The organism is Maridesulfovibrio sp. (genome assembly GCF_963677005.1).
GTDB lineage: Bacteria > Desulfobacterota > Desulfovibrionia > Desulfovibrionales > Desulfovibrionaceae > Maridesulfovibrio.
In genome coordinates this window covers 1,503,971-1,518,734 of sequence record NZ_OY781616.1, presented here as the reverse complement: position 1 = coordinate 1,518,734, position 14,764 = coordinate 1,503,971, and the positions used below count along the sequence as shown (strand labels likewise).

8 protein-coding genes are annotated in these 14,764 nt (G+C 51.1%); 6 read left to right on the top strand and 2 right to left on the bottom strand.

The annotated features are described in order from the left end of the window. Positions 1-6: 6 nt before the first annotated feature. Together ACKU4E_RS06945 and ACKU4E_RS06940 are read right to left on the bottom strand one after the other, a co-directional pair. Positions 7-186: a hypothetical protein gene (locus ACKU4E_RS06945; RefSeq protein ID WP_320170353.1), complete on the bottom strand. Its 180-nt coding sequence runs from the start codon at positions 184-186 to the stop codon at positions 7-9. Positions 187-393: 207 nt separating this feature from the next. Beyond that, positions 394-1,419 carry an esterase-like activity of phytase family protein gene (locus ACKU4E_RS06940; protein WP_320170352.1) on the bottom strand — a complete coding sequence of 342 codons (1,026 nt, stop codon included), beginning with the start codon at positions 1,417-1,419 and terminating at the stop codon, positions 394-396. Between the two features lie 299 nt (positions 1,420-1,718). Between ACKU4E_RS06940 and ACKU4E_RS06935 the strand changes: the two genes are divergently transcribed. From ACKU4E_RS06935 to ACKU4E_RS06910, 6 genes are all read left to right on the top strand, one after another. Then, a complete protein-coding gene (locus ACKU4E_RS06935) occupies positions 1,719-4,340 on the top strand; it encodes an ATP-binding protein (RefSeq protein WP_320170351.1) in 2,622 nt (873 codons plus the stop codon). Next, on the top strand, positions 4,333-5,802 hold the full coding sequence (locus ACKU4E_RS06930) for a sigma-54 dependent transcriptional regulator (RefSeq protein ID WP_320170350.1): 1,470 nt from the start codon (positions 4,333-4,335) through the stop codon (positions 5,800-5,802). Before ACKU4E_RS06935 ends, ACKU4E_RS06930 begins: the two co-directional genes overlap by 8 nt. 513 nt (positions 5,803-6,315) lie before the next feature. Beyond that, positions 6,316-9,840 carry a pyruvate:ferredoxin (flavodoxin) oxidoreductase gene (gene nifJ, locus ACKU4E_RS06925; protein WP_320170349.1) on the top strand — a complete coding sequence of 1,175 codons (3,525 nt, stop codon included), beginning with the start codon at positions 6,316-6,318 and terminating at the stop codon, positions 9,838-9,840. 209 nt (positions 9,841-10,049) lie between these two features. Further along, positions 10,050-11,762 (top strand): L-lactate permease, encoded by a 1,713-nt coding sequence (locus ACKU4E_RS06920; protein WP_320170348.1) that lies wholly within the window; start codon positions 10,050-10,052, stop codon positions 11,760-11,762. Positions 11,763-11,878: 116 nt separating this feature from the next. After that, positions 11,879-13,264, top strand: a complete 1,386-nt coding sequence (locus tag ACKU4E_RS06915) for an FAD-linked oxidase C-terminal domain-containing protein (protein WP_320170347.1) — start codon at positions 11,879-11,881, stop codon at positions 13,262-13,264. A gap of 1 nt (position 13,265) precedes the next feature. Continuing rightward, positions 13,266-14,561 carry a (Fe-S)-binding protein gene (locus ACKU4E_RS06910; protein ID WP_320170346.1) on the top strand — a complete coding sequence of 432 codons (1,296 nt, stop codon included), beginning with the start codon at positions 13,266-13,268 and terminating at the stop codon, positions 14,559-14,561. The last annotated feature ends 203 nt before the right edge of the window (positions 14,562-14,764 follow it).

Genomic DNA, 14,764 nt, shown 5'->3' with positions numbered 1-14,764 from the left:
TGCATATTATCTCTTGTCCTTTGCCGAGTCCATTTGCCTGAAATCTGCGTTCATAATGAAGGTTCGGCTGTCCTGAGTGTTCCAGTTGTCTTGGCTGATTATGAACAGTTCATTCGGATTTTCCAGCAGCAGAACAGGACATGCTGCCGGTGCCTTGCTTTTTTCTTTGCGCTTGTCTTTCTTCATGACTGTCTCCATCGGTTAAAAGGTTTATCCAGCTATTGATTATATAACCCTTTTAAAGAGGCAAAACAACGTCCCTGCAAATAAAAATTTGAAAAAACGCCAAACATCCTATAATTGTAGATGAATTTTATTTTCGCATTAACATGTCTAAATTGCAGAATAAAATTATTAAAGCGGCGTAACTTGCGGATATAATTGCTCCGTTTTTTATTGCTCGGGAGACAGTTTAAAAAGACTCAGCAGAGTATGCTGTACGGGTGAGAAATTATCGTCGGAAATGATGTAGATGTAGGTTGTCCCGTCCGGTGCGGTGATAGTGTCCAGACCTTCAAAGTTGTCTCGGGGAAGCGGATTTTTAATTTCGAACAGAGTGCATGGAACTATTCCGGCACCGGAGCTTATTTCATCTGCTCCGAAAGTTGAGAATCTGATGCCCAGACTTCCGGGGCCGGTATAGCGGCGTTCCAGAACCAGTATTTTGTTGCCTGGAAGGTTGCCGGCTGACGTGGGCCGGAAATCATCGCTGCGCACGTAGGTGAATTCTGTCCACGAACCGTCTTTTACTACGGCCGCATAAGAATGGTTTCCCTGTGACGGTTCCCCTTCGGATAAAACCATGAGACGCTGGTCCGGGAGCAGCAGAAGAGATTCAAGCCCCGCATTTTCGGGGAGATCCTTTACCGCCTCAGGAACAGGAAAGTTAACCGGGGTTCCTGCCAGACTCAGTTCCTTATTATCAAAACGGTTTATGCGGTGAACTCGTTCAAAAGAAACAAGATAGCCTGATCCCGGAGCCCGGCTCAGCCCCTCTGCGTCGGCGTTGTATTTGATTGCGTATGTGTTGCCTTCCGTATTGCGCAACTGGCCGAGCTGTGCTTCCGCGTCCGTGCCTGCAAGTTCTCCCTCCGGAGTGTACTTTATCCCGGCCTTGATCCAGAATCCCATATCGCTTACAGCCAGAAATGTTTTGCGGTCCGGGCTGACCAGCAGATCGGAAAATCCGCCGAAAGCAGGATGAGGACTGCTTAGCAGCAGAGTCCCCAGATATTTTATGCGGGTATTGTCAAAACCGGTTTTTTCTCCTGCCGGAGGTCCTACCGGGCTTGAGGCGAGTCTGACCATAATCGGATTTTTGACCGGTTGCTTGGCATCTACATTCATGGTGGACGGCCCGAAATAAAGACCGATGGGAGTGCAGCAGAGAATGAGTACGAATATTATGATTTTCAGCATTTGTTTCTCCGGAATACATGGTATGGATTTAGTTAACATGCTGCACTTGCTGTTGTATAGATTGAAGATGCGGTACGCTTCTTGAATAGTCCGGAAAGAGCCGGGGCGTCCTTTGTTTCCGGTAGATAAGTGATAGTTGTGGGTTACGCGTGCGGGATTTTGATTCGGAAGAAACCCTGCGGCACCCTTGAATCCGCCATTTTTTGAGGTTACAGGCTTTTTGTGAAGCGTACCTGGCATATAAACGGAGAATTCTGTCGGTGAGATACCTGCTGGCTTTTACAACTTTGGTTGTTATCATGTTCACTTCTGCAAACGCATCTGCGGAAAGTGAAAAATTCAACATTCTTTTTCTCAATTCCTACCAGAACGGGTACGCATGGTCTGATGATATTCTCAAAGGAGTTCGGGATGTTCTGAACTCCAGCGGCCTGACTGTGGACCTGCATATTGAGTATATGGATACCAAGCGTTTTCAGCGCGAGGAATTCATGGACATACTTCATTCCTACTATGCCTATAAATATAAGGGCTACAAATTTTCTGTCATAATTGTTTCGGATAACAATGCCTTGAATTTCATGCTCCGGTTTCAGGATTCCCTGTTTCCGGGGGTGCCGGTTGTTTTTTGCGGAATCAATGACTTCAAGCCTTCTCTCATCGGCGATAGGGAGAATTATGCCGGAGTGCTGGAGCACCCGGATATCCGTGCTAACCTCAATCTTTTTTTGCGGCTGGTCCCCGGATTGAGCAAGGTCTCTGTAGTCGGAGACAATTCGGTTACTTCACGGGCCATACAGGCTCAGATACGTCAGGCCGAGCCTGATTTCAGAGATACTCTGACATTTGATTACTGGAACGATCTTTCGCTTGATGAATTGCTGGCAAAGGCCCGCAATATGGATCGGGATGAGATACTGCTTTTTACTCCTTTTTATAAAGGTGCCCACGGAGAACTTTTCAGTGCGGAAGAAGTTCTGGAAATTATTTACGATAATACTGATGTGATGATTTCCAGCGTCTGGGAATTTCTGTTGGGACACGGTATCGTGGGCGGCAAGCTGCTTTCCGGAATAGAGCAGGGGACCCAGGCGGCTCACATGGCTGTAGGAATCCTGAAGAACGGCCAAATGCCCAGGATAAGGGTTGTCACCCCCACGAATGAGCGATTCATGTTCGATTACAATGTGCTCGAACGTTTCAAGATAGACCGGGCACTTCTCCCTGATGACAGCGTGATAATCAATACGCCGGATTATTTTTACAAATTGAACAAGCAGGTTTTCTGGAATATTATTGTATCCATACTTGTTCTCAGCCTGATTCTGGTCATGCTGGTCATCTCCATCCTGCAGAGACGCAAGGTGGAAAAAAGGATTACGGCCCAGCTGTCTTTCCAGGAAATACTGATGGATACTCTTCCGCTGCTTATCTGCTGGAAAGACCGGGATCAGCGTTATCTTGGCGCCAACCATTCATTTACCGATTTTTTTGAAATAGGTTTGCCAACGTCCATTATAGGGTATAGCGATTCAGAGCTTGGAACCGACAACAGGTTTGCAGCACAGGCCGCTGTATGGGACCGGAAGGTGATTGAGACCGGCAGGCCGATCCTGCGCATAAGCTGGGCTATGATTCGGGAGGGGATAGACCCCGTCTGGCTTGAGATCAACAAGGTTCCCCTCTACAACGAAAGGGGGCAGGTGGTCGGAACCCTTTCCACTGCCCAAGATGTCACGCTGAGGGTAAATCTGGAAAAGCAGTTGCTGCAGTCGCAGAAAATGGAGGCCATAGGCACGCTCGCAGGTGGCATCGCCCACGACTTCAACAATATTCTTACCTCGATAATGAACTCGGTAGAGCTTGCTCTGAGCGATATTGAAGAGGGAACCATAACCTGGAAGGATCTTGACCGGGCCATCAAGGCGGCACAGCGCGGAAGCCGGGTGGTCAAGCAGATCCTTACTTTCAGCCGTCCTTCTCAGGAAGGGTTCAAGCCTACGGATATAGGTGAGGTTGTCCAGGAAACAGTGGACTTCATCAAGGCTTCGCTGCCGCGTAACATCGAGGTGTCGGCAGTTGTACCGGATGGCGCGCCTCTGGTCATGGCCGACCCGACCCAGATACATCAGGTGATAATGAATCTGTGCACCAACTCCTTCCAATCCCTGCGCGGCGCCGGCGGGAGTATTGTTGTCGCCCTCACTACCGTGGAAGTAGGCGACGAGCAGGCCCAGTTCATGCGGGTTTCTCCGGGAGTTTACCTGCGCCTTGAAATTTCCGACAACGGTCCGGGAATTGATGTGGATATTCTGGACAAGATTTTCGATCCTTTTTTCACCACCAAGGGCAAGGCCGAAGGCACCGGACTCGGACTTGCCGTTGTGCACGGACTGGTCAAGGGGCATGGCGGTGGAATTTCGGTAAGCAGCAGCCCGGAAGTGAAGACCTCGTTTGAAATTTATCTTCCGGTCCATGGACAGTTGCGGGATGTGGTTCATGCAAGCCTTGGTGCAATTCCGCATGGACAGGAGAATATTCTGTTTGTGGAGGACGATGAGGATCAACTGGAAACCACACCGAGAATTCTGGAAAGTCTGGGCTACAGGGTTACGGCGCTTGCTTCTCCACAGGATGCTTTCCAGGCTGTTCTGGAAGATCCGGGCCGTTTCGATATGATGATTACGGATTATGATATGCCCCACACCAATGGAATAGAACTTGCCAGAATGGTGCAGGATGTTGCTCCGGAACTGCCTGTAATGATAGTTTCGGGCAGGCGTACGGTTCTTTCCTACCTGAGCGATGAGGATGCCGGGATAATTAATGTCAGAAAGGTTCTGATGAAACCATACAACAAGACCATTATTGCTGATGCTGTGCGGGAAGTTCTTATGTCCCCGGAGAAGATAGATGGGTAGAATTCTTATTATAGACGATGATGTTCAGGTCTGTGAAACAATAGAAAGCCTTATTGCCCGTGCCGGGCACGATGCTGTAAGCGCTTACAACCTCAAGGACGGCCTTGCCCGGGTCAGAGAAAACGATTTTGACGTTGTGTTTCTGGACATATCGCTGCCGGACGGCAACGGACTTGACTGTCTGCAAAAGGTAAAGGAATCATCCGGGTGCCCGGAAGTGATAATACTTACCGGAAAGGGCGATGCAGACGGAGCCGAGCTTGCAATACAGGGCGGAGCCTGGGATTTTCTGGTCAAACCGTCATCTGTGAAACAGATATCCCTGTCCATGCGGCGCGCACTTGAGTTCCACAACGAAAAAAAGAGCAAGACCCAGTGTGTAGCCCTCAATCTCGATAATATCGTGGGCAAGAGCATTGAAATAAAAAACTGCTATGATCTGGTGGCGCACGCCTCCGGCTCGGATGCAAACGTGCTGGTCAACGGAGAGACGGGAACCGGTAAGGAACTTTTCGCGCGAACAATTCATGATAATTCCAGAAGGGCGCAGAATAATTTTGTAGTTGTCGACTGTGCCTCGCTTACCGAGACTCTGGTGGAAAGTACCCTTTTCGGGCACAAGCGCGGAGCTTTTACCGGTGCACAGGCGGACCGTAAGGGCTTGATTCCGCTTGCGGACAAGGGAACTCTGTTCCTTGATGAAGTAGGGGAGATGCCTCTTGCCGTTCAGAAGTCGTTTCTGCGTGTTCTGCAGGAACGCACTTATCGCCCGGTTGGTGAAAACAGGGAGTTTAAAAGTGATTTCAGGCTGATTGCCGCAACAAACCGTGACCTTGAAGTGATGGTTCGGCGTGGAGAATTCCGTCAGGACCTGCTTTACCGCATACAGACTATCCATATTCATCTTCCGGCTCTGCGGGAGCGGGGCGGTGATATAGAAGAGTTGACTAATTTTCATCTGGCCAAGTTGAGCCAGCGTTACGGGGTGCCGCCCAAGGTGGCCAATTCCGATTTTTACGATGTGCTTAATAATTACGACTGGCCCGGAAACGTTCGGCAGCTTTTCAATATTGTTGAGCAGGCTTTTGTTGCGGCCGGGAGCGGTAATACCATATATGCCATGCATCTTTCTGATGCGCTGCGTATAAAAATGGCCAAATCCAACCTCCGGAAGAGTCACCGCGGGGAATCAGCAGAAGTACATGACCGCACGGATAAAACCCTGTCTGAAAAAACGGACAAGCCTGTTGAGAAAAAGGTCGCTGCCTTTTCGGAAACCGTGGGCGGTCTTCTCAGCGACGCTCTGCCTCCATTAAAGATATTCAAGGGGATGGCTGAAAAGCGTTATCTGGAGGAGCTTTTGTCCCGGTACCAGGGGGATGTTTCGACAATTCTAAATGTCTCCGGGCTCTCCAGATCCCATTTCTATGCATTGCTCAAAAAACACGAGATCAGGGACTGACGCAGAGCTTCCCTGGTTTTTTCGTGTAACTGGTCTGTAGCCAGCCTGACTGGAGCCCGGAACTGCATGACGGTTGATGCGTATTTCTGTCAGTTGCGGGGCCGGAATTTATATATTTTCAATGAATTTGGCTGAGTGGTGGCTTAGTCTGTTTTTTAAGACATATCCCTGTCCGTTTTTTTGGACAGGGATTTTTTGCGTTTTACGAAATAGATACCCCCTGTGGCGTGGCATTTCGCTCTGTGGCAGGGATGTTACGGATTTATGTTGGATTAAAGACATTACTGATTGTCCAGAATATCGGACAAATAGGTGGAGCTTTGTGTCAACGTAATCGATTATTTTCGTTAACATGTTGAATATATGTCTATTTATCTCTGAAACAATCTTGGCACGTTAATTGATAAATGGGGCTGCATGAGTGTTCAACCTTGCTCAGGGTTCCGATTGTCGACGCAAGGTTTATCATACTTGGTGAGGTTATCCATAAAAATCTCTTAAGGAGCTAACTTAATGGCTAAGAACATGAAAACTATGGATGGTAACACTGCTACCGCCCACATCGCTTATGCGATGAGCGATACAGCCGCCATCTATCCCATCACTCCTTCATCCACCATGGCTGAAGTTGCAGAAGAATGGGCATCCCAGGGTCGTAAAAATATTTTCGGCCAGGTGCTCAATGTAAAACAGCTTCAGTCCGAAGCTGGTGCAGCCGGTGCCGTTCACGGCGCGCTTGCTGCAGGTGCACTTACTTCCACCTACACAGCCTCGCAGGGCCTCCTGCTCATGATCCCCAACATGTACAAGATCTCCGGTGAACTTCTTCCCGGAGTTTTTCATGTTTCCGCCCGTGCTCTTGCTGCGCAGGCTCTTTCCATCTTCGGCGATCATCAGGACGTAATGGCCTGCCGTCAGACCGGTTTCGCAATGCTGGCATCAAGCTCTGTTCAGGAATGTATGGACATTGCCCTGATCACCCATCTGGCCGCAATCGAATCCAGCGTGCCTTTCATGCACTTTTTCGACGGATTCCGTTCTTCCCACGAAATTCAGAAGATTGAAGTCATCGACTATGATGACATCAAGGGACTGGTTGACTGGGACGCAGTTGCTTCTTTCCGCGCAAGAGGAATGAACCCCGAAAACCCCTCCATCCGCGGTACTGCTCAGAACCCCGACATTTACTATCAGGCCCGCGAAGCCGCCAACTCTTTCTACGACCAGCTTCCCGGCATTGTGCTGAGCTGCATGAAGAAAGTCGGCGATCTTACCGGACGCCGTTACAAACCTTTCGACTACGTAGGTCACGAAGCAGCCGAAAGAGTTATCGTAGCCATGGGTTCCGGCTGTGAAGCTATTGAAGAAGTTGTCAACAAGCTCGTTGCCGAAGGTGAAAAAGTCGGTCTTGTTAAAGTCCGTCTGTATCGTCCTTTCCTTACCGAGCATTTCCTGAAGGTTCTGCCCTCTACTGTAACCAACGTGACAGTTCTGGACCGCACCAAAGAACCCGGCGCTCTCGGCGATCCCCTGTATCAGGACATCTGTACCGCATTTGTTGAAAGCGGACTCGATCCCGTTGTTACTGCCGGCCGTTACGGTCTGGGTTCCAAGGAATTCCGTCCCAACATGGCCAAGGCCGTGTTCGACAACATGAAGGCTGCCGGTCCCAAGAACCACTTCAACGTGGGTATCGAAGACGACGTTACTTTTACCTCCCTTGAAGTCGGTCCCGAACTGGACACCACCCCCGAAGGCACTGTTCAGTGCAAGTTCTGGGGTCTCGGTGCTGACGGTACTGTCGGCGCCAACAAGCAGGCCATCAAGATCATCGGTGACAATACCGATCTCTACGCACAGGGATATTTCGCATACGACTCCAAGAAGTCCGGCGGTATCACCATGTCTCACCTGCGTTTCGGCAGCAAGCCCATACAGTCCACCTATCTGGTGACCAGTGCGGACTTCATCGCATGCCATAACTCCAGCTACGTACATCAGTACGATCTGCTGGAAGGAGTCAAGGAAGGCGGAACCTTCCTGATCAACTCTCCCTGGTCCGCCGAGGACATGGAGAAAGAGCTTCCGGCTGCCCTGCGCCGCACCATCGCAGAGAAGAACCTCAAGCTCTATACTATCGACGCGGTTAAAATCGCAGCAGGCGTAGGCCTTGGCGGACGCATCAACATGGTTATGCAGACCGCCTTCTTCAAGCTTGCCGATGTTATCCCCTTTGAAGATGCTGTTGCCTACCTGAAGGATTCCATCAAAAAGGCATACGGCAAGAAGGGCGACAAAATCGTCAACATGAACGTTGCCGCTGTTGATCAGACTGTTGAAAACCTCGTTGAAGTAGCTGTTCCCGAATCTTGGAAAAACCTCACTGACGACGAAGTGGCCGTTTCAGATGATCCGGAATACATCACCGATGTTGTCCGGCCCATCCTGGCTCAGAAGGGTGATAACCTGCCTGTTTCGGCCTTCGAGCCAGACGGCCTCGTCCCTCTTTCCACCGCTCAGTATGAAAAACGCGGTGTTGCCATCAACGTTCCGGAATGGCTGCCTGAAAACTGTATTCAGTGCAACCAGTGTGCGTTTGTCTGCCCTCATGCAGCAATCCGCCCCGTGCTCGTTACTGAAGAAGAGCTCAAAGACGCTCCTGAATCCTTCGTCACCGTTGACGCCAAGGGTAAGGAACTCAAGGGACTCAAGTTCCGCATGCAGGTTTATGCTCAGGACTGCCTCGGTTGCGGTAACTGCGCAGACATCTGTCCTGCCAAGGAATCCGCTCTGGTGATGAAACCCACCGCCACCCAGATTCCCACCGAAGTGCCTAACCTTGATTTTGCTCTGACCATTCCTGAAAAGGACAAGCTCATGAGCAGAAGCTCCGTCAAGGGTTCGCAGTTCCAGCGTCCTCTGCTTGAGTTCTCCGGCGCATGTTCCGGTTGTGGTGAGACCCCCTACGTTAAAGTTCTCACCCAGCTGTTCGGCGAACGCATGATCATTGCCAACGCAACCGGTTGTTCCTCCATCTGGGGCGCATCCGCACCGACGACTCCCTACTGCGTCGACAAGAACGGCCGTGGTCCTGCATGGGGTAACTCCCTTTTCGAAGATGCCGCCGAATTCGGATACGGCATTGAAATGGGTGTCTCCCACCGTCGTGAAAAACTGGCCGACCTCGTTGCTGAAGCAATTGAAGCCGGCGTTCCTTCCGAACTCGAAGCCGACATGAAAGCATGGCTGGAAAACCGCAACAACGCCGGTCTTTCCGAAGAGTACGGTCAGAAAGTCGTAGACGGCATTTTTGCTGCTGCTCCTTCCGACCTGCTGGCTGAAATCGCTGACATGGAAGACCTCTTCACCAAGAAATCCCTCTGGGTATTCGGTGGAGACGGATGGGCATACGACATCGGTTTCGGCGGCGTAGACCACGTTCTCGCTTCCGGACGCGACATCAATATCCTGGTCATGGACACCGAAGTTTACTCCAACACCGGTGGACAGTCCTCCAAGGCAACTCCTCTTGGCTCCATTGCCAAGATGGCTGCAAGCGGCAAGAGCACCGGTAAAAAGGATCTCGGCCGCATGATGATGAGCTACGGATATGTCTACGTGGCATCCGTATCCATGGGCGCAAACAAACAGCAGTTCATGAAAGCAATCCAGGAAGCTGAAGCTTATCCCGGACCTTCTCTGGTAATCTGCTACGCTCCCTGCATCAACCAGGGTATCAGAAAGGGCATGGGCAAGACCCAGCTCGAAATGAAACTGGCAGTGGATTCCGGCTACTGGCCGCTGTACCGCTTCAACCCCGCACTTGTAGAAGAAGGCAAGAACCCCTTGACCCTCGACTCCAAGGCTCCCGATGGAACCATGCAGGAATTCATGGGCGGTGAAAACCGTTATGGCCTGCTTGAGCGCACCAATCCCGAAGCATCGAAGGAATACCGCGCAACTATCGAAAAGCAGTACAATGACCGGTACGAAATCCTGAAATATATGGCTGCCGCTGATTACAGCGAAAGCAACTAACACCACCCGCCGTCTGCGGACGGGCCTTTCACAGGGGGCCCGTCCGCAGCACCCCTTAGCGGATATGAAGGTGTCCGCATTGCGGAAAGGGGAGGGTAGTCTTGTCAACTGACTTAAAAAAGTTGAGCAGATGCCGTATAAATGTGGCCCGGTGAAACTGTTTTGCCGGGGTACGGCAAAATCACAAGTGATTCTTTTAAGGAGGAAACATGTCTGTAGGAATTCTGGCTATCGTAGCCATCATCCCGATTATTCTGGCTCTGGTGCTGATGGTTGGCATGCGTTGGCCTGCTACCAAAGCTATGCCCGTTGCATGGCTTTCCGCTGCTGTCGGAGCTATTGCCGTATGGAAACTGCCCGCTGCGTATGTCGCAGCTCTTACTGTACAGGGCATCATTACCGCTGTCGGTATTCTCATTATTGTTTTCGGTGCCATTATCATTCTTTATACGCTGCAATACAGCGGCGGTATGGAAACCATTCAGTACGGATTCCAGAACATCAGCCGTGACCGTCGCGTGCAGGTTCTGATCATCGGTTACCTGTTTGCAGCATTTATTGAAGGTGCTGCAGGTTTCGGAACTCCCGCCGCTCTGGCTGCTCCGCTGCTCCTGAGTCTCGGTTTTCCCCCCCTGTGTGCTGTTGTAATGTGTCTGGTTTTCAACTCTTTTCCAGTTACCTTCGGTGCGGTTGGTACACCGGTTATCCTCGGCTTCAAGTATCTGACCGGTCTGGTTGATGCTGCTGTGGCCGCTGCTGTTCCGGGTCTTAACTTCCACTCCATGGAAACTTTCGACCTCGTTGTCAGCCAGTGGGCTACTGTTATGCACCTGCCCATGATCTACATCCTGCCCCTGTTCATGCTCGGCTTCATGACCCGCTTCTTCGGCGAGAACAAGAGCTGGAGCGAAGGTCTCGGCGCATGGAAATTCTCTCTTTTCGCTTCAACCGCTTTTGCTGTTCCCTATCTCATCACCGCATGGATCGTCGGACCTGAATTCCCCTCCCTTATCGGTGGTCTTATCGGTCTCGGCATTGCTGTAGTAGGCGCCAAAAAAGGCTTCTGCGTACCTGAAAAAGTATGGGATTTCGGCCCCGCTTCCTCCTGGGACGCTGAATGGACCGGTTCCGTTTCCGCTGAAAACAGCGGTGAATTCAAGGCCCACATGAGCCAGTTCCGCGCTTGGGTTCCTTATGTTCTCATCGGTGTTATCCTCGTTATTACCCGTATCCCCGACCTCGGCCTCAAAGGCATGCTCGCCGGTGTTTCCATTCCGTTCAAGAGCATCCTCGGCTTCAAGAGCGTCAACGCTTCCATCGCTTATCTGTATCTGCCCGGAACCATTCCTTTCGCCCTCGTTGCCATACTGACCATCTTCATCCACAAGATGCCCGGTGACAAAGCAGCCATGGCCTGGAAAGAAGCAATCGCCAAGATGAAGAACCCCGCAATCGCACTGTTCTTCTCCGTTGCACTGGTTTCCATCTTCCGCGGTTCCGGTATCGCTGATGCCGCTCTGAACCCCAACGGATACCTCTCCATGCCTCTGGCTCTTGCCGAAGCCGTATCCGGCCTTGCAGGTCAGAGCTGGCCTGTAGTAGCATCCTTTGTTGGTGGACTCGGTTCCTTCATCACCGGTTCCAACACTGTTTCTGACCTTCTGTTCGCAGAATTTCAGTGGGGTGTTGCCACCAGCCTGAATATGCCTCATCAGATCATAGTTGCCGCACAGGGTGTCGGTGGCGCCATGGGTAACATGATCTGTATCCACAACATCGTTGCAGCAAGTGCAGTTGTTGGTCTTTCCGGCATGGAAGGCATGATCCTCAAGCGTACCGTATGGCCCTTCCTCCTTTACGGCGTTGTAGTAGGTATCGTGGCTTCTCTCATGACCTTCGTATTCCTGCCCGGTCTGTTCTAAATCAAAGACCTTCCCTCTCAGGGCCGGAGACGTCTCCGGTCCTGAGCTTTGATTGATCTGGGCATTATTGATTAGTTGTAATAATTATACTGTTTTACGTACAGGAGCAAAAACACATGTCGAATGCGAAATTGGCAAAAGAATTTGAACAGATCGTAGGCGCTGAAGGCGTCATGCATGAAGAGGCCGACCTGCATGCATACTCTTATGACTCCGCGGTGCTCGATCCCCAGGTGCCGGCACTTGTAGTCAAGCCCGTAAGCACTGAACAGCTCGGTCCTATCACCGCACTCTGCAACAAGCACGGCCTTCCCATGACTGTTCGCGGAGCAGGTACCAATCTTTCCGGCGGCACAATTCCCCACCCCGGCGGAGTTGTCGTCCTGACCAACGGTCTCAACAAGATTCTCGAAATCAACGAAGAAGATCTTTACGCAGTTGTTGAACCCGGTGTTGTTACCGCCCAGTTCGCAGCGGAAGTTTCCCGCCGCGGCCTTTTTTATCCCCCGGATCCGGGTTCCCAGGCTGTTTCCACCCTCGGCGGTAACGTGGCAGAGAATGCCGGCGGACTGCGCGGACTCAAATACGGCGTCACAAAAGATTACGTCATGGGCGTAGATTTTTATGACGTCAACGGCGACCTCATCAAATCCGGTTCACGTACCGTTAAATGCGTTACCGGTTACAACCTCGGCGGCCTGATGGTTGCTTCCGAAGGAACTCTCGGCGTATTCTCCAATATCATCCTCAAGCTCGTACCGCCGCCCAAAGCATCCAAGGCAATGATGGCAGTTTTCCCCAACGTTGAAACTGCATCCGAAACCGTTGCCGCGATCATCGCCAACCACATTGTTCCCTGTACCCTTGAATTTCTCGACAACGCCACCATCCGCTACGTTGAAGATTTCACCAAGGCCGGTCTTCCCGTAGAAGCCGGTTCCATCCTGCTTATTGAAGTAGACGGTCACCAGGCAGAAGTAATCGAAGACGCAGAAAAGGTCGTCAACATCTGTAAGAAATGCGGCGCTGATGAAGTCAAGATGGCTGAAACCGCAGCTGAACGTGAAGCTCTCTGGACTGCACGTCGTAACGCACTTCCGGCTCTTGCCCGTGCTAAACCGACCACAGTACTCGAAGACGCCACTGTTCCCCGTTCCCAGATTCCTGCAATGATGGAAGCACTCAAGAAAGTTGCCGAAAAATATAAAATCAATATCGGAACCTTCGGACACGCTGGAGACGGTAACCTGCATCCCACCATTCTTTGCGACAACCGCGACAAGGAAGAGTTCCACCGCGTCGAAGCCGCTGTAGACGAAATTTTCGATATAGCTCTTTCCCTCAAGGGAACCCTCTCCGGTGAACACGGTATCGGCATGGCTAAATCCAAATGGATGGAAAAGGAAACTTCCCGGGCAACACTCGAATATTCCCTGAGAATGAAGAGAGCCATCGATCCTAAGGGCATCCTTAATCCCACCAAGATTATCGGAGAAGTATAGGATGAATGATCTCAATCAATTAGCTCAGAATCTCATGGAGCTGGACGACCTTATGGTCGCCTGCATGAAGTGCGGAATGTGTCAGGCTGTATGCCCGGTATTTTCCGAAACCATGAAGGAAGCCGATGTAACCCGCGGCAAGATAGCTCTGCTTGAGAAGCTGGCCCACGAAATGGTCAAGGATGCGGATCAGGTCAATGAAAAGCTGAATAGATGTCTGCTCTGCGGTTCCTGTGCAGCCAACTGTCCCAGCGGTGTCAAGATCATGGACATCTTCATGAAAGCCCGTGTCATCGTGACTTCCTATAAGGGACTTTCTCCGGCCAAGAAGCTTATCTTCAAAGGTCTGCTCACCCGTCCCAAGCTGTTCAACCTGCTCACGGATATGAGTGCGAAGTTTCAGGGACCGTTTTCCAAGGTTGCGGACCAGGCTGCACACACTGCAAGCTGTGCAATGCTCAATCCTCTGATCGGAGAGCGTCACTTCAACCCCCTGGCTACGCGTCCCTTCCGCAAGGATTATCCTGAAGTGGATACCCCCAGAGGGACAAGCGGTCTCAAGGTTGCTTTCTTCCCCGGTTGCGTTGTGGACAAGATGTTTCCCAACGTCGGGCATGCGGCCATGAAGATCTTTGAATATCACGGTGTCGGAGTATTCCTTCCCAAAGGGCAGGCCTGCTGCGGAATACCGACTCTTGCTTCCGGTGACGCCGATACCATGGTCGATCTGATGAAGCAGAACATGAAGGCTTTCGAGGCCGGAAGTTTCGATTATCTGGTTACTCCCTGTGCCACCTGCACAGCTACCATACACGAAACATGGCCTAAAATGATTGAAAAAGAGGACACCCTTTTCAGGGAAAAAGTAGAAGCCCTGGCCGCAAAAACCATGGATATTAATGCTTTTCTCGTTGACGTCCTTGGTGTAAAGACTCCTTCCGAGTCCAAGAAAGGCGGAAAGGTCGTAACCTATCACGACCCCTGCCACCTTTCCAAATCCCTTGGTGTTTCGGCTCAGCCTCGTGCTCTTCTTAAAGCCAATGAAAGCTATGAATTCAAGGAAATGAACGAAGCCAACCGTTGCTGCGGCTGCGGCGGGTCGTTCAACCTTTATCACTATGACCTGTCCAAAAGCATCGGTCAGCGCAAGGCCAAAAATGTGCGTGACGTGGGTGCTCAGGTCGCCGCGACAGGTTGCCCCGCCTGCATGATGCAGCTCGGCGACATGCTTTCACAGTCCGGCGGTGGTGTCGAAGTCAAGCACGTTCTTGAGATATACGCAGACTCACTCAGATAACTGAAATAAGATTAAGTAGTCCAGGGTGGACTTCACTCTGGACTACTTTGCCGAAAAACGCTTTTATGGGGATGGTTGGAAAACGAATTTCGGGTTTGTAGGACCGTCACAGTCAGGTCCGGCCCAATATCAATTAATGCAATTGCGAGAACTGTTTCATATCCGGCTCTGAAACCTTCCAACTGTTCACGCATTACACAGGA

Bases quoted from the DNA above. Each gene is read 5' to 3' on its own strand.
- ACKU4E_RS06910 (WP_320170346.1), top strand. From the start codon at position 13,266: ATGAATGATCTCAATCAATTAGCTCAGAATCTCATGGAGCTGGACGAC.
- nifJ (WP_320170349.1), top strand. From the start codon at position 6,316: ATGGCTAAGAACATGAAAACTATGGATGGTAACACTGCTACCGCCCAC.
- ACKU4E_RS06915 (WP_320170347.1), top strand. From the start codon at position 11,879: ATGTCGAATGCGAAATTGGCAAAAGAATTTGAACAGATCGTAGGCGCT.
- ACKU4E_RS06930 (WP_320170350.1), top strand. From the start codon at position 4,333: ATGGGTAGAATTCTTATTATAGACGATGATGTTCAGGTCTGTGAAACA.
- ACKU4E_RS06935 (WP_320170351.1), top strand. From the start codon at position 1,719: ATGTTCACTTCTGCAAACGCATCTGCGGAAAGTGAAAAATTCAACATT.
- ACKU4E_RS06940 (WP_320170352.1), bottom strand. From the start codon at position 1,419: ATGCTGAAAATCATAATATTCGTACTCATTCTCTGCTGCACTCCCATC.
- ACKU4E_RS06945 (WP_320170353.1), bottom strand. From the start codon at position 186: ATGAAGAAAGACAAGCGCAAAGAAAAAAGCAAGGCACCGGCAGCATGT.
- ACKU4E_RS06920 (WP_320170348.1), top strand. From the start codon at position 10,050: ATGTCTGTAGGAATTCTGGCTATCGTAGCCATCATCCCGATTATTCTG.